General features: G+C 46.5%; 18 protein-coding genes and 2 pseudogenes. 5 read left to right on the top strand and 15 right to left on the bottom strand.

What is annotated here, in order from left to right:
• Window positions 1-122: 122 nt before the first annotated feature.
• The 4 genes from QA442_RS18460 to yfmT form a co-directional block, all read right to left on the bottom strand.
• A complete protein-coding gene (locus QA442_RS18460) occupies window positions 123-569 on the bottom strand; it encodes a YfmQ family protein (protein WP_095432188.1) in 447 nt (148 codons plus the stop codon).
• 122 nt (window positions 570-691) lie between these two features.
• Window positions 692-2581, bottom strand: coding sequence for an ABC-F family ATP-binding cassette domain-containing protein (locus tag QA442_RS18465; RefSeq protein WP_095432187.1), 1890 nt, complete (start codon window positions 2579-2581; stop codon window positions 692-694).
• Window positions 2582-2715: 134 nt separating this feature from the next.
• A complete protein-coding gene (locus QA442_RS18470) occupies window positions 2716-3576 on the bottom strand; it encodes a methyl-accepting chemotaxis protein (protein ID WP_040083871.1) in 861 nt (286 codons plus the stop codon).
• Between the two features lie 13 nt (window positions 3577-3589).
• Window positions 3590-5047 carry a benzaldehyde dehydrogenase gene (gene yfmT / locus QA442_RS18475; RefSeq protein WP_071580769.1) on the bottom strand — a complete coding sequence of 486 codons (1458 nt, stop codon included), beginning with the start codon at window positions 5045-5047 and terminating at the stop codon, window positions 3590-3592.
• Window positions 5048-5296: 249 nt separating this feature from the next.
• Between yfmT and bcaP the strand changes: the two genes are divergently transcribed.
• From bcaP to QA442_RS18490, 3 genes are all read left to right on the top strand, one after another.
• A complete protein-coding gene (gene bcaP / locus QA442_RS18480) occupies window positions 5297-6682 on the top strand; it encodes a branched-chain amino acid transporter BcaP (protein WP_095432186.1) in 1386 nt (461 codons plus the stop codon).
• 96 nt (window positions 6683-6778) lie between these two features.
• A complete protein-coding gene (locus tag QA442_RS18485) occupies window positions 6779-7486 on the top strand; it encodes a YjjG family noncanonical pyrimidine nucleotidase (protein ID WP_095432185.1) in 708 nt (235 codons plus the stop codon).
• 110 nt (window positions 7487-7596) lie between these two features.
• On the top strand, window positions 7597-8826 hold the full coding sequence (locus tag QA442_RS18490) for an MFS transporter (RefSeq protein ID WP_069149148.1): 1230 nt from the start codon (window positions 7597-7599) through the stop codon (window positions 8824-8826).
• 29 nt (window positions 8827-8855) lie between these two features.
• On the opposite strand, the gene QA442_RS18495 is transcribed toward QA442_RS18490, so the two are convergent.
• From QA442_RS18495 to cypD, 7 genes are all read right to left on the bottom strand, one after another.
• Window positions 8856-9791, bottom strand: a complete 936-nt coding sequence (locus tag QA442_RS18495; RefSeq protein ID WP_095432184.1) for a putative nucleotide-diphospho-sugar transferase — start codon at window positions 9789-9791, stop codon at window positions 8856-8858.
• Window positions 9792-10970: a glycosyltransferase family 2 protein gene (locus QA442_RS18500; protein ID WP_095432183.1), complete on the bottom strand. Its 1179-nt coding sequence runs from the start codon at window positions 10968-10970 to the stop codon at window positions 9792-9794.
• A 28-nt stretch (window positions 10971-10998) separates the two neighbouring features.
• Entirely contained in the window at window positions 10999-11910 is a 912-nt protein-coding gene (locus QA442_RS18505) for a putative nucleotide-diphospho-sugar transferase (RefSeq protein ID WP_095432182.1), read from the bottom strand.
• A 23-nt stretch (window positions 11911-11933) separates the two neighbouring features.
• Window positions 11934-12902 (bottom strand): GDP-mannose 4,6-dehydratase, encoded by a 969-nt coding sequence (locus tag QA442_RS18510; RefSeq protein WP_071580775.1) that lies wholly within the window; start codon window positions 12900-12902, stop codon window positions 11934-11936.
• A gap of 6 nt (window positions 12903-12908) precedes the next feature.
• A complete protein-coding gene (locus QA442_RS18515) occupies window positions 12909-13673 on the bottom strand; it encodes a glucose-1-phosphate cytidylyltransferase (protein WP_095432181.1) in 765 nt (254 codons plus the stop codon).
• Between the two features lie 236 nt (window positions 13674-13909).
• Window positions 13910-15829, bottom strand: coding sequence for a lipoteichoic acid synthase LtaS1 (gene ltaS1 / locus QA442_RS18520; protein ID WP_069840098.1), 1920 nt, complete (start codon window positions 15827-15829; stop codon window positions 13910-13912).
• Between the two features lie 446 nt (window positions 15830-16275).
• Window positions 16276-19458, bottom strand: coding sequence for a bifunctional P-450/NADPH--P450 reductase (gene cypD / locus QA442_RS18525; RefSeq protein ID WP_095432180.1), 3183 nt, complete (start codon window positions 19456-19458; stop codon window positions 16276-16278).
• Window positions 19459-19607: 149 nt separating this feature from the next.
• Between cypD and QA442_RS18530 the strand changes: the two genes are divergently transcribed.
• Window positions 19608-20678: a DUF3900 domain-containing protein gene (locus tag QA442_RS18530; RefSeq protein ID WP_014663147.1), complete on the top strand. Its 1071-nt coding sequence runs from the start codon at window positions 19608-19610 to the stop codon at window positions 20676-20678.
• 34 nt (window positions 20679-20712) lie between these two features.
• Here the strand turns inward: QA442_RS18530 and QA442_RS22260 are convergent.
• Window positions 20713-20781: pseudogene (locus tag QA442_RS22260) on the bottom strand (hypothetical protein); the annotation flags it as partial.
• A gap of 21 nt (window positions 20782-20802) precedes the next feature.
• On the opposite strand from QA442_RS22260, the pseudogene yetL reads away from it, so the two are divergent.
• Window positions 20803-21126: pseudogene (yetL, locus tag QA442_RS18540) on the top strand (transcriptional regulator YetL); the annotation flags it as partial.
• 23 nt (window positions 21127-21149) lie between these two features.
• Here the strand turns inward: yetL and QA442_RS18545 are convergent.
• The 3 genes from QA442_RS18545 to QA442_RS18555 all read right to left on the bottom strand — a co-directional run bounded on the left by QA442_RS18545 (window position 21150) and on the right by QA442_RS18555 (window position 23063).
• Entirely contained in the window at window positions 21150-22109 is a 960-nt protein-coding gene (locus QA442_RS18545) for a DMT family transporter (protein ID WP_423856552.1), read from the bottom strand.
• Between the two features lie 32 nt (window positions 22110-22141).
• Entirely contained in the window at window positions 22142-22786 is a 645-nt protein-coding gene (locus QA442_RS18550; RefSeq protein ID WP_014476090.1) for a Bax inhibitor-1/YccA family protein, read from the bottom strand.
• Window positions 22787-22895: 109 nt separating this feature from the next.
• Window positions 22896-23063, bottom strand: coding sequence for a YezD family protein (locus QA442_RS18555; protein WP_014476089.1), 168 nt, complete (start codon window positions 23061-23063; stop codon window positions 22896-22898).
• Between the last annotated feature and the right edge of the window lie 130 nt (window positions 23064-23193).

The following is a 23193-nucleotide window of genomic DNA, read 5'->3' on the forward strand; positions in this document are numbered from 1 at the left end:
AAATCCCCCTTCGCCGTTTCTGTTACCATTATACACCTTTTGAACCTTAACGTAAACGTTAACTTTTAAAAAACAATAAAAAAAGACGAGCAGCATAAAGCACCCGTCTTTCACTTTCCTGTTTAAGCTAAACTTCCCGCCAGTGACAGAGACTCTTTTTGAAGGCTTTCAGAAAGCACTTGATACGCGATCACTTTCTTCTTGTACTGTTTTACGACGTCGATATGGTCGTCGTAGCGGTATACAAACAGCCTCACATCATGTTTGCCTTTTTTCGTATCTATCACAAGCGGCGTGCCGCCGTTTTCCGGATATAAATAACGCTCTTCGTCACCTGGGTAAATATAATATTTCTCCAGGAAGACAGCTTCGTTAAATTGATCAATCACTTTCTGCTTCTCTGTACCCTCAAGACGTTTTCCGTCTAGAGAGAGGCTCGCATTTTCATCACTAAGCTTGGCGTGCACTTCAAATTTGCTGAGCAGCCATTCTATGACGCCTGTAGGAAGACAGGTTAATACGATTTTCACCAGACTCATGAGAATTAACATCACGATCACCCATGTCATACTTCATCATCTCCGTTAGTTTTCCATGTGCCGCTGACACACAATTCCATCCTATCATAAGCAGGCCGATTCGTTTTTGTACATTATGTGAAAAAAAGCGCGGCCTGCTGCGGCCACGCTTTTTAGCTTTCCAGTTCTTCGATCATGAGGGACAATTCTGTCCAGCGGTCCATCGCAGCCTCAAGCTCTTCCGCCGTTTTTGCCTGCTCGGCCATCAGCTCTTGGATTTTGCCAAAATCACTGCCTGCTGCGGCGATGTCAGCTTCGAGCTGTTCATGTTTTTCTTCCAGCTGAGCAATTTTATCTTCGATGCCGTCCCATTCCAGCTGGTCTTTGTAAGAAAGCTTTTTCCGTTTTTTCTTTGGCTCGGCTTCAGCCGGTTTTGCTTCAGCAGCCGATTTTTCAGTTGTTTTTTTCGCTTTTGACTCTTCCATATAATCGCTGTAGGAGCCTTGGAAGCGGGAAATAACACCATTTCCTTCAAACACAATCAAACGGTCGACGACGCGGTCAAGGAAATAGCGGTCATGGGATACGGTAATGACAACGCCAGGGAATTGGTCGATGTAATCCTCAAGAACGCTTAATGTTTCAGTATCCAAGTCGTTCGTCGGCTCATCGAGAAACAGGACATTCGGCTCCTGCATGAGAACCTGTAGCAAGTATAACCGGCGTTTTTCCCCGCCGGACAGCTTGCGGATATACGTCTGCTGCATTGAACGCGGGAAGAGGAAACGCTCCAGCATTTGTTCAGCTGTAATGATATCGCCATCCGCTGTTTTTACGACCTCCGCCGTTTCTTTTATATAGTCAATGACCTTTAACTCACCATTCATTTCACTATGATCCTGGGTATAGTAGCCGATTCTGACCGTCTGTCCGATCGTAATATCGCCTCCGTCCGGCGTATGACGGCCGGCAAGGGTGTTTAACAGCGTTGTTTTCCCGATGCCGTTCGGCCCGATGATTCCGATCCGTTCACCCGGTATGACAAGTTCATTAAAGCCGTCGACGAGCATGCGGCCGTCATAAGCGATCATGACGTTCTCCGCTTCAATGACCTGTTTGCCGAGACGGTGCGAGCCAATCGCAAAATCGAGTAAACCCGATGACTGAGGGCCTTTCTGCTCTTTAAGCGCTTCTACCCGGTCAATTCTCGCCTTTTGTTTTGTGGATCGGGCTTTCGCTCCTCGTCTGAGCCAAGCCAGTTCACGGCGCAGCAGGTTTTGCCGCTTCGTTTCCTTTTGCTCAGCCTGCGCTTCCCGTTCCGCTCGTTTTTCTAAAAACACTTCATAGTTGCCTTTATACGTGTAGAGGCTGCCTCGTTCTAGCTCATAAATGCGGTTCGTGACACGGTTTAAGAAATATCTATCGTGCGTGACCAGCATAACAGAGCCGAGATATTGGCTTAAATATCCTTCAAGCCACTCAATCGTTTCATTATCCAAATGGTTTGTCGGCTCGTCCAAAATGAGCAGATCAGCGGGCTGAATTAAGTTTTTGGCAATGGCTACCCGTTTTTTCTGGCCCCCTGAGAGCTCGTTGACCGGCTTTGTTACATCGTTGACACCCAGCTTAGTCAGTACGGTTTTTGCCAGGGTGTTTGCATCCCATGCGTTGTTCGCGTCCATTTTCGCCTGCGCTGCCAGCAGGTGTTTCTGGCGCTGTTCATTTTCGGGATCTTTCCCCAATTCATGCAGCGCTTTTTCATATTCACGCAAGGTTTTCATCACAGCCGATTCACCGGAATAGATATGCTCCAGTACTGTTTGCCCCGCGGGCAGCTCAGGGTCTTGATGAAGAAATTCCACGTGCACGCTTCCGGATTTCGTGATTTCTCCTTCTTCGATAGATTCCAGGCCGGCAATCACTTTCAGCAGCGTTGATTTCCCTGTTCCGTTCGGCCCGATTAATCCGATTCTCTCATTCTCTTCAATATGAAAGGAGATATGGTCAAATAATGTTTTATCTCCGTATGTTTTATAAAGATTTTCCGCTTTTAATATGCTCATGGTTCCTATCAATCCTCACGTAAGTTCATGTGTACATTTTAAATCAGCCGCTGGAATAAAACTAGTAAAACGTCAGACGAATTTCATGGAAATGCGGGATAAGAAAAAGACCCGGGACGTTTGTCCCCGGTCTCTTACTCTTCCTCAAGCGCTTTTTCTGCCATTTTCGCAAGATGCTGCGCGCTTCCTGAAATCTCCTGCATCGTGGCGGAAATTTGTTCAACGGCAGCGGCTTGTCCGTCTGTATGCTGATTAATTGACTCAATGGATTCCTCCAGCCCTTTTAGCAGGCTGTGGATTTTTTTCGTAATCTGGTCAATTTGGCCGACATTTTCTTTTGAATGCGTCGCCAGCTTTCTGATCTCATCTGCAACGACAGAGAAGCCTTTTCCGGACTCCCCTGCTCTTGCCGCTTCGATCGCGGCGTTCAAGCCGAGCAGATTGCTTTGGTCAGAGATGCCTTTAACAGTGACTGAAATATCGGCGATTTCACCAGCGCTTTCGCTTACTTTTTTCGCCTGAGAGGAAATGCCTGACATTTGAGTTGAAAACCCGTTAATTGATTCAGAAATGTCGGAAATGGCCGCGGCCGTTTGTTCAACAACAGCCGATAAGCTTTCTGCCACATCATGCAGCTTTGATGACTCCTCAAGGCTCGTACCGAGGCCAACGCCTCCAATGACTCTTCCATTCTCGTCGTGGAGCGGGATGGCACGGGCGATCAACGGGAAGCCGAACAATTCTTTCGGAACCATGCTCGTTTTCTTCTGATTGCTGCGGATGGCATCTGTGATGATATCCCCTTCCTGCAGTGGATCACCGGCTTTTACGTTCAGCGAAAAGGTTTTGGCCGGTATGTTCACGAGCAGCTTTTCGGTATCATAAATGCCGATTGTAATATCATCCTGAACCAGGCTGTTTAAATAAGGGGCTACTTTGATAAATGCGTCCAGAATATCTGCGGTTTCTTTTTCCGTTTTTATGCTCAATTCCATTCACTCCTATTCATTAATAAGGGAAGCTGCGTTTTTCGTGCTGTACCGAGATCCATTTCAGCGTTGTAAATTCTTCAAGGCTCCACTCACCGTTCAAACGGCCGAGGCCTGATTGCTTTTCACCGCCGAAGGCTACATTCGGTTCATCATTAATGGTCGTGTCATTAACGTGAATCATGCCTGTTTCAATGCGTTTCGCAAAAGCCACGCCGCGCTCAAGATTTGACGTATGTACGGCACCGCTCAATCCAAACGGCGTTTCGTTTGCGATATCCACCGCTTCGTCTTCTGAATCAAACTTCATAAAGGAGACGACCGGCCCGAACAGCTCTTCCTTGGCAATGCTCATGAACGGTTTGACGTCTTTTAAGATCGTCGGTTCCACAATCGTCCCGTTAAATCCGCCAAGCTTCAACGGTACAGCGCCTTCTTCAATTGCTTGCTCAACAGACTTCATCAGCCCGTCCGTCTGTCTGCTGTTGATTAATGGCCCGATAATCGTATCAGGGTCCATTGGGTCGCCGACTTTCAGCGATTCCACTTTTGCCTGATAGAGCTCAAGAAACTTATCATAAATAGATGAATGGACAAGCACGCGATTGGCTGACATGCAAATTTGTCCTTGATGTGTAAATCGGCTGAACACCGCAGCGTTGACCGCATATTCTATATCTGCATCCTCAAGCACGATGAAGGCGCTATTCCCGCCAAGCTCAAGAAGCGGCTTTTTAAAATGCTTCATCGCAAGCTGCCCGATGTAGCTGCCGACTTTCGTAGAACCGGTAAATGAGATAATCCGCGGCACTGGATGCTCAACGAAGCTGTCTCCGATTTCAGCAATGTCTGTGACAACAACATTCAGCAGACCCTCTGGGATTCCCGCGTTCTCAAAAATTTTCGCAATCAGCGTTCCGCCGCATATCGGCGTTTCCTCATGCGGCTTTAACACAACGCCATTGCCGGCTCCGAGTGCAGGCGCCACTGATTTCATAGATAAAAAGAATGGGAAGTTAAATGGACTGATGACACCGACAACACCTGCCGGCACGCGATATAATCTGTTTTCCTTTCCGTCTATTGTGGACGGAAGAATTTTACCTTCCATGCGGACAGGGAACGTCGCCGCTTCTTTTATGATGTTTTTGACAAGACCGATTTCAAAGGCTGCTTTGAGCCTTGTTCCGCCAAGCTCTTCCATAATCAAATAAATGATGGCTTCTTCGTTTTCTTCGATATACGTGACAGCTTTTTCTAAAATGGATCTTTTTTCGAACGGATTGACCGCATCCCATTTTTTCTTCGCCAGCGCCGCTGCCCGGTACGCTTCATCTACATCGTCAGCAGTCGCTTTACGGAATGTTGTGAATGTTTTTTGAGTATAAGGATTTTTGTTTTCCAATACGTTTGGGCTGCTGCCCTCCTGCCATTTCCCGCCGATATACTGTTTATTCAACTCTTCATATTGAAACATGGTCAGCATCTCCTTTATAACCGCAAATCAAAATATGGGCGAATCTATTTTTTCTATCGGTTCATCCTGCATAAAATTGAATATTAGATTAGTAAAAATTGCTATCCTATGATACGACAACGCTGTTTTGCTTCTATCGTTTAAAGCGGAAAAATATTTTATTGACTGCGTCAAATTTCGACAATATAATACAACAAGAACTGTATATAATGATTAGAATATTTTGAATATTTTCAGGAGGAACTTTTGATGAGTTCATTATTTAGAAAAAAACCGCTTGAAACATTGAGTGCGCAGAGCAAGTCAAAAAGCCTTGCCCGTACGTTAAGCGCATTTGATTTAACCTTGCTCGGTATAGGTTGTGTCATCGGTACAGGGATTTTTGTCATAACAGGAACAGTGGCAGCGACCGGTGCAGGTCCCGCCCTCATCATATCGTTTATTTTAGCAGGGCTCGCCTGTGCGCTGGCTGCATTCTGTTATGCTGAGTTTTCGTCTTCCATTCCGATTTCGGGTAGCGTGTACTCATACTCATACGTGACACTTGGAGAGCTGCTCGCCTTTTTGATCGGATGGGATCTCATGCTTGAATATGTCATTGCACTGTCGGCGGTTGCCACCGGCTGGTCTTCCTACTTTCAATCACTGCTTGCCGGCTTTAATCTCCATCTTCCGTCTGCACTGACAGGAGCGCCGGGAAGCTCGCCGGATGCCGTATTTAATCTTCCGGCTGCAGTGATCATTCTCCTCATCACTGCGATTGTCAGCAGAGGCGTCAAGGAAAGCACACGCTTTAACAACGTCATCGTACTGATGAAAATCGCGATCATTTTATTGTTCATTATTGTCGGCATCGGCTATGTGAAACCGGACAACTGGTCACCTTTTATGCCATTTGGGATGAAAGGCGTCATTCTGAGCGCTGCCACTGTTTTCTTCGCGTACCTTGGGTTTGACGCGGTTTCTAACGCTTCAGAGGAAGTGAAAAATCCACAAAAAAACATGCCCGTCGGCATTATTTCAGCTCTAGCCGTCTGTACGGTTCTGTACATCGCGGTATCGCTTGTGCTGACAGGTATGATGCCTTATGCCAAATTGAATGTCGGAGATCCGGTGTCCTTCGCGCTGAAATTCGTCGGACAGGACACTGTCGCCGGAATTATTTCTGTTGGTGCGATTATCGGGATTACGACGGTGATGCTCGCTTTGCTGTACGCTCAGGTCCGCTTGACATTTGCCATGAGCAGAGACGGCCTTCTGCCTGGCTTGTTCGCAAAGGTGCATCCGTCATTTAAAACGCCGTTTCGCAATACATGGCTCACAGGGATCGTTGCAGCGGGAATCGCCGGGTTTATTAACCTCGGAACGCTGGCTCATCTGGTGAACATGGGAACACTTGCCGCGTTTACGGTCATTTCCATTGCTGTCATTGTGTTAAGAAAGAAACATCCTGAAATCAAAGCGTCCTTCAGAGTGCCATTTGTTCCGGTTGTGCCGATTATCAGCGCAGGCATCTGCCTCTGGTTCATGTACAGCCTTCCCGGCGTCACATGGCTTTCATTTGTCATCTGGATCGCTGTCGGAACGCTGGTTTACTTCCTATATTCGAGAAAACACAGTTTATTAAACAAATAATCTCTTTTTCAGCCGGCGGTGCCTCACTCATCCGCCGGCTTTTTCCTTTTTTTATGTGCTATACTTTGAGTACATATGAGAAGGGAAGACACACAGATGAAACAATACCGCACTTTATTATTTGATGTAGATGATACCATCCTTGATTTTAAAGCGGCAGAAGCTTTGGCCCTGCGTTTGCTGTTTGAAGATCAAAACATTCCTTTAACAAGTGACATGAAGACGCAATATAAAGCCATCAATCAAGGTCTCTGGAGAGCCTTTGAAGAAGGAAAGATAACACGGGATGAAGTCGTGAATACGCGTTTTTCCGCTTTGCTCGAGGAGTACGGTTACGAGGCGGACGGCGCTTTGCTTGAGCAAAAATACCGCAGCTTTCTTGAAGAAGGACATCAGCTGATAGACGGTGCTTTTGCTCTCATCTCAAATCTGCAGCATCAGTTTGATTTGTACATCGTGACAAACGGCGTGTCTAACACACAATACAAGCGTCTCCGTGACTCAGGATTATTTCCGTTCTTCAAGGACATTTTCGTTTCTGAAGACACAGGCTTCCAAAAGCCGATGAAAGAATATTTCGATTACGTGTTTGAACGGATTCCCCAATTTTCAGCAGAGCACACATTAATCATTGGGGATTCGTTGACTGCTGACATTAAAGGCGGCCAGCTCGCCGGGCTTGATACTTGCTGGATGAACCCTGAGATGAAGCCGAATGTGCCAGAGATCATCCCAACCTATGAGATTCGTAAGCTTGAAGAGCTATATCACATTTTGAATATCGAAAATACCGTCAGCTGCTAATCGGCTGGCGGCGTTTCTTTCATAAAAGTCTTTTTTCCTCTTGATAAATTCTTCACCTTATGAATAATATGATGGTATGCTTTGGCTATATATGTAAGGAGGAGACTCAATTGGCTATCGCCGCCCCGTTAAAAGAAAAAACAGTTCAAAAACCCGGCACCACGGTGTATCCGATTTTGATTATTATCGGAATCTGCCATATGCTCAACGATTCGCTGCAGGCCGTGATTCCGGCCATGTTTCCTATTTTGGAACGCTCCATGAGCCTGACGTTTACACAGCTCGGCATCATCGCTTTCACATTAAACATGGTGTCATCCGTGATGCAGCCTGTCGTCGGCTGGTATACCGATAAACGGCCGCGGCCGTACGCGCTTCCAGTCGGTTTGACCGCCAGCATGCTTGGCATTTTGGGTCTTGCATTCGCCCCGTCATTCATCACGATCTTATGCTGTGTGTTTTTCATTGGATTAGGCTCAGCCATTTTCCATCCGGAGGGCTCTCGTGTGGCATATATGGCCGCCGGCACAAAACGCGGACTCGCCCAGTCGATTTATCAAGTGGGCGGAAACTCAGGCCAAGCGATGGCGCCGCTGATCACCGCGCTGATCCTTGTGCCGCTCGGGCAATTCGGCGCTGTTTGGTTCACGCTTGTCGCCGCGCTTGCTGTTATGTTTCTCATGTATATTGCAAAATGGTACGCCTCACGTCTTGGCAGTCTCGCCCAGAAATCAGGCAAGCAAAAGAAAACGGCTGAAAACACAGCCATCACCAAATCTGTTGTATCTGCTCTTATTATTATTATATTTCTCATTTTTGCGCGTTCCTGGTATACGAGTGCGATCGGCAACTTTTACACGTTTTACGCGATGGATACATATCACGTAAGCATTCAGCAGGCACAAAGCTATATTTTTGTCTTCTTGCTGTTTGGCGCGATCGGCACGTTTCTCGGCGGCCCGCTTGCAGACCGTTTTGGAAAACGCTTCGTTATCCTCGGTTCGCTGTTATGCTCGGCGCCGCTGGCGATTTTGCTGCCATTTGCCGGCCCGGTTCTCGCCTATGGCGTGCTCGCATTGATTGGCGTGGTTCTGATGTCGAGCTTCTCCGTAACGGTTGTCTATGCACAGGAACTAGTTCCTGGAAAAATCGGCACAATGTCTGGGTTAACCGTCGGGCTTGCCTTCGGAATGGGCGCGATCGGCGCTGTGGCGCTGGGCGCTCTGATTGATGCAGCGGGACTGACCCCGACGATGATCGCCATTGCCTTTCTCCCTGTCCTCGGCATCCTTGCCTTCCTATTGCCAAGTGACCAGAAGGTGAGAGAATGGCATAGCTGAAAAAACCCCTGCCAGGCGGCAGGGGTTTTTTAATCCAGCTGGATAAAATGAGTGTCAGGCACTGCGTGCTTCGGGATAAAGCCATCCGCAAAGTCCGGAAACGCCGACTGTATTTCATCAATCCATTTTTTCAGATTTAATATATACGGCATATAAATCATCTCAATTGTCGCTTCGTCTTCAATCCGGTAGTACCAGCAAAGATTAAACTCTTTTTCTGTCACCAGTGTAAACCCTGAGAAATGATAGAAAATCAGCGGCGTTTCATCTATATACACGCGGCCGTCCTTTTGCCCGACCTTATAGTTTTCGATATTCCAAAGCGCTGTATTGGCTCCTATTGATTTGACAACATGAACACCTTTAAACTGCACCGGCCATTTCTCCACATATCTTTGATCACCATATGTCTTTCGTTCCGTATCCATTTCGACCGTACAAAATGCAATACAGTCCTGTCTCCACTGCCATACCGCTTCATATGCTTCCTTTGTATTACCGGCACCGACAAAGCCTGTATTAAAGCGTCCGGTTCGGTCGTAGTAGGACGTGAAGCGCGGCGAATTACGATGATCAGTCAAATACAGAGACGCTGTTGGGTTTTCTGCAAAAATACGTGCCGGATCAGAAAAGAAAAATAGATCCGTATCCATATGGGCAAAGTATTCAGCGTTATCCCACTTGCTCATCACATGAAACAAAAAGGCGGGCTTTAACGTCCAGCAATATTCATGAAACGTTCTGTTGCTTTTCGCTTTCAGCAGCTCCGGGTCTTCCATTTCATGCAGCTGCACAAAGGTGACATGCTCCCATGGAACGTGCTGAAGCAATTCGTACGCTTTCTGGTCGACACACAGCACATATAAATGAAAATCATCGCAATGCTCATGGAGAGAATGAATCATAGGCATGAGCTTAAAGATATGTGTCCTTGACACTATCGTTGAAAAATGAAATGTACTCACTTATACCACATCCAATGATCTAAGATCCACGTGCAGCAAATCGTTGACAAGCGCATACAGTGCGTTGGCAAAATCGTTCACACCTAGCTTTTTCTTCGCTTTTGGCAGAAGCTTGCGGACAGTTTGTAAATCAAAGCTTTTCGCCGTCACCCTTGGGGATTTCTTTCGCCAGTCCGGATCAATGTTGCGCTCTTTAACAACATGCAGAAGCTCAAGAAACAGATTCAGCAGCATATCATATTTCTGTGATTCCAGCAGCTTTTGAATATCAGCCATGATTCTGTTCGTCATGTCAGGCGGGAACGGCCCGTTAAAAGCGAGATGAACGTCTAAGGAGCGGATATTGTTGTATTTATCGCACATATAGGCAATGTTTGCCCGAATATCGTCTACAGACTTACAATTGCTTGGATGCTCCTGATGAACACTGACAATATCGCGCCGAAGCCTGAAGGTCAATCCGGCCTGATGAAGCCTGATGCCGAGATCATAATCCTCAAACCCGTACCGCACAATGCCCTCATCAAATAAACCGAGATCAACGACATGCTTGCGTTTCACAGAGGAATTATTTGTGATAAAAAAGCGCCATGGCATATGATAGCCTTCCAGATCATCTCCGTACTCATCTAAAATCTGCTTGAGCACGTCAATAAAGTCGGTATTAAGGTCAAAGCTTTTATCAAGAAAGCTTCCGTTTCTAATGTCCGCTTCCTCCAGCAGCTTTTGTTTGTCTTTCTTCGGCATTTCATCTGTGAGCTTTGCGAGCTGTTCCTTATGTTCTTCTTCAAACCGTTCATAATAAAAACTGTAGATCCGTTTCCAAAACAACCCGCACACGACGAGATTCTCTTCATTCTCATGGGCTTTAATATGTTTTGCCACAAGGTCCTTTGCCGCAAGCATATCGCTGTCATGGAAAATCAGGATATCTCCTCTGGCATTGCGCAGCGCCTGATTTCGTCCGTACGCAATGCCCCTGTTTTCTTTAATCCGTGTAAAGATCAGCGGAAAATCAGCTTGAAATGACTCAAGCATCGAGAGCGTCCCGTCCTCAGAGCCATTGTCCGCTACAATGACTTCGAATTCTTCATCGCACTCCTGCTGGTTTAATGACAGAAGGCTGTTGTAAAGACGCTCCTTCGAATTATATGCAGGAATAATAACGCTTGCTTTCACTTCATTTTCACTTCCTGTATTTACTCATTTATTTGTTGTCATCTTTTGAAGCAAAACCGTTAAATTCAGGGTCTAATGTTTTGATGTGCTCAATGATATGCGGCAGTGTCTCTTGATACAGTTCATGCACAAACGGCAGGTCTGTGCGGGTTGTTTCATGAATCTGCTTGATTTCATTGATGCTGACGATTCGGTATCCGCTGAAATGATAAAAAATCAGCGGGCTGCCATCCTCCAGCACGATCCGGCCATCCTCCCACGAAAACGTATGCTGCCCATAATTCCAATGACCAATGTTCACGCCGGGTGTCGTAATATCACAAACATTCGGAAACAGCCCAGACATATAATCCAAATAGCCTTGGTCACCGAATTTTCCTTCACCAGGCGCATTTTTGCATTCCTCAAGACAGCGTTCCTTCCACCACTCCAAGCAGTCAGTGCCTGCATCATCATGCTTGAAGCTGATAAACCCAGAATTATATCTGCCTAAAAGACGCTGCAGCATGTCAATCTGTTCTTTCTCAAAAGAAGGAATGACAATATCCCCCCGCGAAAGCAGCACCGAGCAGTCCGGCTGGTTTTCAAAAATCGGCGATGGATCTGCGTAGAAAAAGAGATCCCCGTCAATGTACGTCACACGCTTCAGCTCGGGATTGCTGTTCAGCACAGCTTGCAGAAAGATCGGCTTCATCGTCCAGCAATACTCACTTTGATCTCTAGTTTCCTTCAGCTTTAGAAGCATTTCATTTTCAAGAGCGGCCACCGGCACAAGGTTCAGCTGCTTCATCTTCAGCTTCTGTAACACGCGGTGCGTATCTTCGTCCATGCACAGCGTAAAAATGGGACTGTCTTGGTCTACTCGCTCTAATGACTTAAATAAGGCGACTGCCTGATATAATCTTCCTTTTGATAAAACGGTGCAATACGCGCTGGTCACAGTCATGTTCACCTCGTTTCACATTACTTTTTGAAGAATTCCGTATACCACTCAATCGTTTTTTCAAGTCCTTCATCAATGGTGTAGGCCGGTGTCCAATTCAGCAGCTTTCTCGCTTTTTCCGCGGATAAATATTGATGTTTGATTTCATTGCTTCCCTGATTCAGCACCTTAGGTTTCAGTGTACTGTTCATTTTCTTCAAAATTTTCTCTACCAGTTCAAGGACGGTCAGTTGGATCTCATTGCTGAAGTTAAAGGCCTCTCCGGCAAGATTGTTTTCTTCCATTTTCTCTGCAAGAAGCAAATAAGCCTGAACGGCATCTTCAATATAGAAGTAGTCCCGGACAAAGGTGCCATCGCTTCGGATTTCCGGCGCTTCCCCGTTCAGCACAAGCTGAATCGTCTGAGGAATGATGCGGTTGAAGTTTAAATCCCCGCCGCCGTATAAGTTTCCGCAGCGCGTAATACAGACCGGAAGCCCGTACGTGTGAAAATAGGTGTGGCTGATCAGATCTGCGCAGCTTTTTGAGACGTCGTACGGGTGCTTGCCCTGCAGCGGCATGTTTTCGTCGTACGGAAGGTTTTCTTGATCGCCGTAAGCTTTATCACTTGAAGCGACAATGACCCGCTTAATTAACGGATGCTTGCGGCAGGCTTCGAGAATATTCCATGTGCCGAGAATATTTGCTTCAAAGGTAGAAATCGGGTTGCGGTTTGCCACCCCGACAATCGCTTGTGCAGCGAGGTGAAAGACAGTGTCGATCTCGTACTCTCCAAGCGCGCGTTCAATGACAGCCAAATCTTCAAGAGAGCCCCGCACGATGTTCATTTTCTTGATATGGTCTCCCTGATACAGATTGGATTGGGGCACATGATCCCTGACAAGCCCCGTCACGTTTGCGCCCTGTTCGATCAGCTCTTTCACCAAATAGCTTCCTAAAAGACCTGTACACCCCGTAACAAATACGTTTTTATTTTTCCAGAAACTCAAATCGGTTCACCATACCTTCCATACTTGTTGTCCTTGATCCCACATCTTGTTGACTTCTAAGAGATTTTTATACGTATCGATGGCCGTCCAAAATCCATAATGGCGGTACACGGCAAGCTCTCCGTCTTTGGCAAGGTTCTTCAGCGGTTCATCTTCGAACATTGTGTTCCCGTCCTTCGGCAAATAATCGAAAACCTTGGGACTGAGAACGAAGAATCCGCCATTGATGATTCCGTCACTTGATGTCTTCTCAGAAAATGTTTTCGCCATGCCGTCCTCAACCCTCAAGGTGCCAAACTGCGAGACTTTGTCAATGCCGGTGACAGTCGCGGCAGCACCTTTTGTCTGATGATAGCTGATGAGATGGAAAAGATTGATATTGGCCAGCCCGTCCCCATAGGTGAGCAGAAATGTTTCATCACCGATATAGTCTTTCGCCTGCAAGATTCTTCCGGCTGTCAGCGTATCTTCCCCAGTCTCCAAAAACGTAATTTTCCACGTTTCAGGCTGCCCCAGCATCTGTACCTCTCCCGTAGCGCTGTCGAGTGTCAGGCTGTTGTGCTTCCATTCATAGTCGAGAAAGTATTCTTTGATTTTTTCGCCTTTATAGCCCAAAAGCAGAATAAACTCGTTTACTCCGTAGTACTGATAGATTTTCATAATATGCCATAGAATCGGTTTGCCGCCTATCATGGCGAGCGGTTTAGGAATGTCATTCGTGATTTCACTCATTCTCGTTCCTTTTCCGCCGCAGAGAATGACCGCTTTCATCTCTACCCCTCATCTCTATGAATATTGAGTTCGAAACCTGGTACATCTTTACAATCTATCAAGGCATTTCCCCGATAATTTGTCCGATTTCAATACCGGTTTCAAAATCTACTGTAATGATATGAGAGAAAGCCAGCCTTGGTGACCAAATGGAATCTATTTTTTCAAGTTGGTTATATAACCAAAAAAAGAGCCTTGAGCGAAGGCAATGCGCCCGCTCAAGGCTCTTTTTCATCTTATTTGATTTCTTTTTCCTTGCCGTAATGATAGTCTGACGGATCAACGGCTGTGAAATCATTTAGTTTATGGAACCTCAGCAAGTCTTTGTACAGGACACTGTCTGAAAGGCTCAGCTGCTGGTTCACTCTTGTTTTCAGATTCTTCGTTTCTTCATTCGCTTTCAATTTTTCACCAGTCTTCGTATCGTAAATGACATTGTCGACTGATGTGTACTTCGGCGTTACGAAGTCTCCGTTTCTGAATGCCACTGTATCGTCGTGGTCTTTAGAGAATAAGTCAGTACCAAAGTTGATATATTTCTGAGAATCAATTCCTTCTAAGTGCAGAAGTGTCGGCATGACGTCAATTTCGCCGCCATACGTATGGTTCACTCCGCCTTTTTTGCCAGGAACGCGGATCATCAGCGGCACACGCTGGTTCTGTGCGTTTTGATAATCTGTGATCTCTTTTCCAAGAATCTCTTTCATCGCTCGGTTATGGTTTTCAGAAATACCGTTATGGTCACCATAAATCATAATGACTGAGTTGTCATACAGGCCGGCTTCCTTCAGCTCCTTGAAGAATTGCTCAAGCGCTTCGTCAAGGTAACGCGCTGTTTGGAAGTAGCTGTCTACTGTGTTATCGCCGGTTGTCGCTTTTTTAAGGGACGCGTCTTTTTCATCCAGGTTAAACGGATAATGGTTTGTCAATGTAATCAAATGCGCGTAAAACGGCTGTTTAAGAGACTCAAGCTTTGGAATCGATTCTGTAAAGAACGGCTTATCCTTCAGTCCCATATTGATGACATTTTCATCTGACATATCATACGTGCTTGCGTCGAAGAACTTGTCGTATCCGATATGTTTGTAAATCTGGTCACGGTTCCAGAACGATTTGTAATCACCATGCAGGACAGCGCTTGTATAGCCTTCCTTCTGGTCTAAAATCGCCGGAAGCGACTGGTAAGTGTTTTCGCCTTTCGTCACAAACGCGGAGCCTTCTGGAAGGCCGAAGATCGAGTTATCCATTGTCAGCTCGGCGTCAGATGTTTTTCCCTGGCCTGTCTGATGGAAGAAGTTATCAAAATACGTCACATCTTCTCCGCCGTGCGCAAGTTTATTTAAGAAAGGCGTTACCTCTTCACCGTTCAGCTTGTAGTCAATCAGGAATGACTGGAAGCTTTCGAGGTGAATTTTAATGATATTTTTGCCTTTGGCAGAGCCGAAGTACTCGGCGTTCGGTTTCGCATAATGAGACGTCGTGTAATTCTCGACGCTTGTTAGATCATCGCTGCTTGCATAGGCTCTTTGCGTTTCTGTTTGAGCCGTCTGTACACCGTCATAAATGGTGTAGTTGTAAAGACCTAAATATTTCACGATATAATTGCGGTCAAACGTTCTTGTCAGCAGCTGCGGACGGTCTTTTTCCGCATAGTGCAGGTTGATGAAAAACAGTGCGACCCCGGAAAGGATCACTAAAGATGCAAAGCGTTTTTTCATTTTGTATTCTTTTAATTCAGGTCTCCAGATCAATACCGCAATCAAAATGATAATATCTAAGAAATAGAAAATATCATGACCGGCCATGATACTGAAAATACCGTCTCCCATGTTTCCAACGTTTCCGGACTGCTTAATGTTCGGGAACGTCAAGAAATCGTCAAAGAAACGATAGAATAAAATATTTGCATATAACACAAATGTCATCAAGAAATCGATAATCAGCATAATAATGGCTGATTTACGCCCTTTCGCCAGCAAAGCCAGTCCTAAAAAGAAGACGGCGCTTGAGAATGGGTTAAATATCAGGAGGATCTCCTGGGTTGTGCCTTTTACCCCAAGATTAAACTCAGTCTTGTAGGATAAATACGTTTTTGCCCAAAACAGTATAACAGCCAGCACAAAAAAGCTAAGTTTGTAAGAAAAAAGTTTCTTCATGGCAACCTCTACTTTCTTAAACACTTTAAGTTCTTCACTCATATTTACCTGCTCTTTATATCCTGCCTTCTCATTTCTTCTTTCCAAACAAAATCAAGGCATCACACAACAATAAATACACCGCGGCAAGCCGGAATATTTATGTTTCGCACCATACCATTTTTATTACAACCATTTGGAAACCAATCACTGGACGAAAGAAACCTTCATTTCGTTTCACTTTTTTCCTCAGAAATAAAAAAAGGATTTCTTTTGTCATGTGTGCCTTTGAAAAAAGAAATAGATACCGAGTATAAGAATAACATAAACTAGCAAAAACGAAAAATAGGTTTTGCAGACAGCCCGCCCTTTAAGGCGGACTGAAGTTATTGTATGCACTAATGTTTAACGTGATCACCATTTTTTCGAAAGGACAAAAAAGACTGGATGTCTCCAGTCTTCTTTATCTATATCCCTGCCCAGACATCTTTGGCGTACATGCCGGTATCCTGCAGGTGTCTCAGCCAGTTTTGCGCTTCTTGTTCCCCGGTTCCATGAACAGACTGATACGCTTTTTGAAGTGCCGCCTCCACATCCGGGGCCATTTTGCTGCCGTCACCGCATACATAAAGCCTGCCTCCGCGGTCAAGAATCGATATTAAGGTTTCTGCATGTTCAGCCATGAGATGCTGGACATATGTTTTCTGCATGCCCTCTTTTCGGGAAAAGGCTGTGTGGACAGTGACGATTCCGTCTTTTTCAAATCGCTCAAGCTCATCTCGGTAAATAAAATCCCGATCGTTCCTGCATCCAAAATAGAGATGAGCCTCACCGAGCGTTTTCCCCTCCCGCTTTAAAACATCGCGGGCTTGAAGGAAGCCACGGAATGGCGCGACTCCCGTGCCTGGCCCAACCATAATAATTGGAGTTTCAGGGTCTTTCGGAAGCTGAAACCGGGATTCCGGTGTGCGGATAAACATCACGACATCATCACCGGCTTGACGCTCAGCTAAATCATTTGATGCCACACCCCTGTATTCGCCACGGCCGCTCCACGCCGGGCCGCGCACAACGCCGACTGTGATTGATGCTTGCCCCGGATTCACTCTTGGAGAGCTTGAAATCGAATAATATCTCGGTTTTAACGGGCGTAATAGCTCTAAAAATCGTTCAAACGGCATGTCGCATGCTTCGTACTTTTCAAGCAGATCCAGCATGGAAATTCGTTTTTTCAATATTTGTTCCTGATAAACACCCTCTGCTGTCAGTTCTTCTAATTCGCGCTTATGCGGCGGACACACTGTAAAAGCGGCCAGTTCACGTATTTGCGCTCTTGTGGCTGCTTCCTGCACCTCAACGCTGTAGCTGAGAAGATCATTCAGGCTGACAGGACGGCCCAATGGCAGATGCCCCGCACTGCGGCCGCTTGCCGACAATGTCACTTGGTCTGTTCCCTTCAGACCGAATCTATGGAGAATCCGGCTGACATTGGTTGGACTGTTTTTTGGCAATACGCCAAGGTGGTCGCCCTCTTGATATTCAACATCCGGCGGCAATGCGATTTCGATATGGCGGGTGCTTCGATCGCTGTCCGCGGACTGAAGCTCACGATTTTCGGCGATGGATGCGTGAGCCGCTTCATACGATCGGGCAAGCGGAGACTCTCCCAGCCCTCTGACAAACTGAAGGCTCAGCGTGCTTCGTTCCTTATTGGCGTTTTCATTAAGCTCCAGTCCGAATGCTTTGATGGCGTCCGCCCACATGCTCTTTTTCCACTCATCAAGCTGCCCTTCGAAATCACCGCTGACATCACCTTCCCCGCGCGCAGAAAACCGAGTCGCGCCTTTCTCTGCAAGCTGTTCATCAATGAATCTCGGCACGTCTTGATACGTGCTCACCCAATTGTGGTCGCCGCAGCCAAATACCGCGTAATGGACGCCCTCAAGCTCACCGGGTTTGATTTCTTGGAGCCACTGGACAAACTGTCTCGCGTTGCTTGGCGGTTTTCCGTTATAGGACGAGGTCACAATGACAACCGCTCCCTCTGTCGGCAGCTTGCCAATTTGATCGTTCAGAGGTGACACTTCGGTCCTGACGCCGTGAAGACTGGCTGTATCTGCAAGCTCCCGGGCGACGCCTTCTGCGGTGCCGGTATCAGAGCCGTACAGCACGAGAAGCGGGCGGTTGTTAAGGCCGATGACCGATGCGTCCTTTGTCTCCGTTTCTTCTTTTTGCTTATCAGGCCCCGGCTTTTCTGTTGCATGGATGTCAGCATGAATGGCTTCCTGACGGGTTTGAACCCTGATGCGAAAATCGCCGGGCTTGAGCGTTAAGGTTTGTTTGATATCAAGCTCATAATTCTCATGATCAATCAGCGTGAAATATTTTAAAATCATGCCCAGCACAAGTGTGGCTTCATGAAGGGCAAACTGCATGCCGATACAGGCCCGTTGCCCATTTCCGAACGGTTTGTACGCATGATGAGGCACTTGGTCCTGATGTTCGAACCGTTCCGGCCGGAATTCCTCGGCGTCCTTTCCCCAAGCGTCTCGATCACGATGAAGCTGCGGAATCAGCACAGAAATTCTGTCCTTCGTCGTGATCGGGAACTTTCCGCCAATGACTGTGTCTTCTTTTGGATAAAGGCTAAAAGCCGGAGCTGTCGGCCATAAGCGCAGTGATTCATTTAAAATCATCCGTATGTATTTCAGCTCGAGCACTTGTTTATAGGTCGGCGCTGCATCTGTCAGCACCCGATCTACCTCTTCATACGCCTTTTTCAGTTTGTCAGGATGCTTCAATAAAAAGTAGGTCGCAAAGGACAGCAGGCCGCTCGTTGTTTCATGCCCGGCAATCAAAAACGTAATGATTTGAAAGCGGATATTTTCGTCGTCGAGCTTTTCACCCGTTTCCGGATCTTCCACATTCAGCATGCGGGCGAGCAAATCTTTTTCATCCTGGTCTCCATTCGCCCTGCGCTCTGCAATAATGCTGTCGACTAACGAAAACATCGTTTGAATATCATGGTGGAATTGCCGCTTTGTTCTGACCATAAGCTTATCTTGGAAATCAAGCCGCTGCATTTGATGCATCGCTTCATCAAGCGCCCGCACCATGCTGTTGATAAACGGGTGGGGCGTTTCTCTGTAGTAGCTGTTAAAGCGGTAGTTAAACCCGCACAGCCCAATGGTGTCGAGCGTCAGCCGGGTCATATCTCCCGGGACATCAACAGCTTCATTCGGATTGAGCCTGGCCCATTTTTGAATGAGCTGAACAGCGATATCGACCATTTTCTCATGATAGTCCTTCATGGCCCGCTGGCTGAACGTCGGCATCAGAATGTTGTGCGCTTTTCTCCAGTTAGGCTCATGCGTCCAGCTCGTAAACAATCCGTCACCGGAAAACGCGCGAACCTTCTCCAGGGCGCCTTCAATGCTTTTATCAAACCGTCCTTCATCACAAACCTCTTTCACCAATTCATGGCCGGACACCACAATCGTCGTGCCCGCGGGTGTATGGATTTGAAAAATCGGACCCTGTTCTTCCGCTAGCTTGATCAGTGAAAGCGTCGGTTTGTCTTTATCAATTAAAGGCAAATTGCCGAGCGGCCCAAACGTCTTCGGCTGAGGAATCGGGCTTGTTTCCTTCATCGAACCATTCCTTTCCGTATGAAATGCCTTCTATTTGACTACATTTCCCTTTCATGGTCATGATTATTCCGTTCTTCCAATTGACGCATGATCGCTGTTTTTTCTATACTTGAGAAGCTGTACAATACACGAATAAGGTGAGTTCACATATGGATTTTGAAATTCGGTTTTTATCCTTTTATGTCATACAGGTGGAAGGCAAGGATGAGCAGGCGAACAAACAGTTCAAGCACTTTCAGACCCTTGATACGGGCGAATTTGAAGAAAGCGAGCTGAAGGACTTTCTCGACGGGGAACTGAAAAAAATCGTCAAACGGAAAGCAGAACGTCATCCGCAGTCTGAGCAGGTGCCGACGAAAATCGGCCATTTTATCGTCGAGCCCGGCCACGAGCTTGATTCCAACCCAAACTACAACATGTTCAACCGCGCGCGTCTGGCGGCAACAAAAGAAGACTTCAATGAGCTGAGCGAGCAGTTCGTCCGCACGTACCTCGACACAAGCGCAGTCCGCGGCGGCGTGTTTCTCGTCGCTTCAGCCGTGCCGAGAAAATACTTTGACGAGTCATTTGTCTTCATTATGAAATGTGACTTTGAGCCGAAGGTCGCCCGCATCTCTGACGCGTCTTCTCTCATTAAAAAAGTCGAAATGGCGATCACGACAAAAAACATGAAAAGCATCCAATACCCGTACATGCCCGAGGAAGGAATGGTCGAGGAAGGCGAGCTGAAAATCCACCAGGCCTCGCACGCCCGCTATTTTGAGGACTTTCTGAAATTCGTCGAGTACGGCGAATCGATGCCGGAAATCATGAAAAACCAGGTCATGAACATGGTGCAGGAGCACGTCTACGAGACATTTGAAGACAATAGCGAAGAGCTCAAGCAGTTCGAGCACGACATTGAGATTTGGGAAGCGAGCGAAAAGCGGGAGATCCAAGAGCGCCTCGACACCCATCAAGTGATTGAAGCCTCCGCCCAAATCATCGAGCACACGCCAGAGGCCCAGCTGAAAATGAAAGTCGGAGAAACAGAGATTAAGGGATTGCTAGCGGATTTTGGCGATTCTATTCATCTCGCAAAAGTAAACGGGCGCTATGTCGCGCTGATTGAAGCCGAGACGATTTCGTTTGAGAAGGGCAGTTCACCGGTGGAGTTTTATAAGCCTGAGGGGCTGCATGAGGTGATTGAGCGGATAAGGAATAAAACAGAGCAAGACTAAAAAGTCCAGAAATCACTTTCTGGACTTTTCCTATTTAATACCCTTCCCTCAACACCGCATAGCACTCCCCAATCAGTTCTTCCGCTCCCGGCTCTTCGGCGAGGACGATGGCATCCTCGATCGCCAGATGCTGCTCTTTGATGCCAGGGATCATAGGTTAAGTCCCACAGAGCTCGCCAAGCAGTCAAACGTCACGAAAGCGACGATTACAGGTCTGCTGGACGGGTTGGCGAGAGACGTTTTTGTCAGCCGGAGGTATCACACAGAGGATAAACGAAAAATCAGCATTGAAATGACAACGGAAGGCAAAGCACGCCTTGAGCAATTTTTGCCAGCCCATTTCAGCAAAATCTCCGCGGTCATGGAAAACTACAGCGATGAGGAAAAAGATATGTTCGTAAAGATGCTTGGTGATCTTTTTGAAAGGCTGAACGTGTTTAAAGACTAAAAAACCCGTCCGATCCGGACAGGCTACAGCGTCTTTTCTTTTGCAACCGGATACGCATCCGGCTGTTTTTTCTTTATGACCGTAACAAATATGCCGCCGATGACACATGCAATGCCGATGAAATGCACAAACTCAAACGGCTCCTTCAATATTACGCCTGACAAAATAACAGCGGAGACCGGAAGAACGGATGTGAAAATGCCCGATACACCCGCAGGCACCTTCGTCACCCCGCTATACCATAAGTAAAATGCTAAAACGGTAACAAAAAGCGCGTAATACAGCACGTACGACCAATCCAAAACAGTCGGCACGCTGTAATCAAATGAAGAGGCCTCAAACAAAGCAAACGGGAGAAAAAACAGGAAGCCGAAGAGCGATACGAAGGTCGAAATCGCCAGAGCCGAAATATGCGGGGATAGCAGCTTGGCCATCAATGTAAACAACGCTTCGCCAATGACTGCAGCAATGATCAGCATGTTCCCGAATAAGGCGTGCGGCGCCCCATCTTGGCTCCCCGCCCCAAACAGATGAATCGCCATTACGCCGCAAACCGCCAGCAAAATGCCAATCAGCGTCTTTTTCTCTATTTTTTCTCTCAGCAGGAAAAAGGATAAAATACCGATCACCATCGGGGTTGTGCTTGTCAAAATGCCGCTTTCCGTTCCCGTCGTATATTGAACCCCATACAGCAGGCAAATACTGAACAAAAACACACCTGTAAATGATTGCACCAGCAAGACGAGCACATCTTTTTTCGTTAAAGCCGGTAACCCTTTTTCAATGCAAAACAGCAGCGTGAGCAATACGACAGAAGCGATCAAAAAACGCAATCCTGAGGAAAGAAAGACCGGAATCCGTTCGACCATCAGCTTGCCGACAACGACAGAGCTGCCGACGATCGCCATAGCTGCTGCCAAAGATACATATGCGCCCATTTGTTTTTTCACCAATACTCCACCTGCCTTTTTGATGTATGGCAAAAAACGCCTATCTCATGACAGGCGCTTTTTTATTAATCATCACTGCTCAAAATGCCGAAGAAGCGGAGCAGGTTGATGAATAAGTTGATAAAGTCAAGGTACAGCGATAATGCCATAACGGGAATTAAGTCTTCCGTAATGTGGCGGTGCTTGATTTGGTTCAAATCATACAAAATGTAAAGGGAAAAGACGATGGTTCCAATCACGGAATACGCCATCATCGCCGCTGAGTTTAACGGGCTGAAAATGTTGAAAATGCCAACCACAACGAGGGCGAGCACCGCTACCATCAGAAATGACCACAGGAAGGATAAATCCTTCTTCATTTTTGCGCCGATTGTGCCTAAGACGGCAAAAATGACAAATGTAGAACCAAAGGCTTCAAGCACGACATAGGCGCCGGCAATGGAAGCGTAATGGCTGACGATCGGAAATAAGGTAATGCCGGAAACGAACGCGAATGTATATACAAACGCATACCCGACCGCTTTTCTTCTGCGCATCCAGAAGGCCAGAATAATCATCGCCACTTCAAGAATAGAAAGCGGCAGCATCAAAGCGACAGGAACAAATTGGCCGATAAAAAGGCCGACAGTCGCGATCAGCAATGTGAAGACAAAGACTGTCAAAATGCGTTGCATGATCGATTGCTTACTCTCGTGAACCGTAGCTTGCATGTCAAAAATCCTCCTAAAAAATGATCTTAAAGGTCTATTATATAAAAATTGGATGAAATATGTATATGTTTTAAGGAGAATTTAATGAAAACAAACGCCCTTTACGTTATCATTTCGATTCTTTCCTTTTCAGCGAAAAACGATGCTTTTCTATTTTCTCAATTTGGGTAACCTGAGAATCATGAACCGTAATCTGAACGGTGCCGAAATCGAGCGTTTCCAACGAACTGATGATTTTTTCAATCACTTCTGGATCAATCGTTGATTTTGAAACCAAAAGACCTTCCCCCCTGTTGAATAGATTTTAATTCACAGTATTCTTATAAGAATTATAATATTATGTTTTTTTTGATAAATCAATGGTGATTTCTCTTCAAATCAAAAAGGCATATGATCACCCGATGACG

The organism is Bacillus stercoris (assembly GCF_029772985.1).
GTDB lineage: Bacteria > Bacillota > Bacilli > Bacillales > Bacillaceae > Bacillus > Bacillus stercoris.

Coding starts and splice junctions, on each gene's coding strand:
- QA442_RS18460 (WP_095432188.1), bottom strand. CDS start 569: ATGACATGGGTGATCGTGATGTTAATTCTCATGAGTCTGGTGAAAATC.
- QA442_RS18550 (WP_014476090.1), bottom strand. CDS start 22,786: ATGCAAGCTACGGTTCACGAGAGTAAGCAATCGATCATGCAACGCATT.
- yfmT (WP_071580769.1), bottom strand. CDS start 5,047: ATGTTTCAATATGAAGAGTTGAATAAACAGTATATCGGCGGGAAATGG.
- cypD (WP_095432180.1), bottom strand. CDS start 19,458: ATGAAGGAAACAAGCCCGATTCCTCAGCCGAAGACGTTTGGGCCGCTC.
- QA442_RS18465 (WP_095432187.1), bottom strand. CDS start 2,581: ATGAGCATATTAAAAGCGGAAAATCTTTATAAAACATACGGAGATAAA.
- ltaS1 (WP_069840098.1), bottom strand. CDS start 15,829: ATGAAGAAACTTTTTTCTTACAAACTTAGCTTTTTTGTGCTGGCTGTT.
- bcaP (WP_095432186.1), top strand. CDS start 5,297: ATGAGTTCATTATTTAGAAAAAAACCGCTTGAAACATTGAGTGCGCAG.
- QA442_RS18530 (WP_014663147.1), top strand. CDS start 19,608: ATGGATTTTGAAATTCGGTTTTTATCCTTTTATGTCATACAGGTGGAA.
- QA442_RS18470 (WP_040083871.1), bottom strand. CDS start 3,576: ATGGAATTGAGCATAAAAACGGAAAAAGAAACCGCAGATATTCTGGAC.
- QA442_RS18485 (WP_095432185.1), top strand. CDS start 6,779: ATGAAACAATACCGCACTTTATTATTTGATGTAGATGATACCATCCTT.
- QA442_RS18515 (WP_095432181.1), bottom strand. CDS start 13,673: ATGAAAGCGGTCATTCTCTGCGGCGGAAAAGGAACGAGAATGAGTGAA.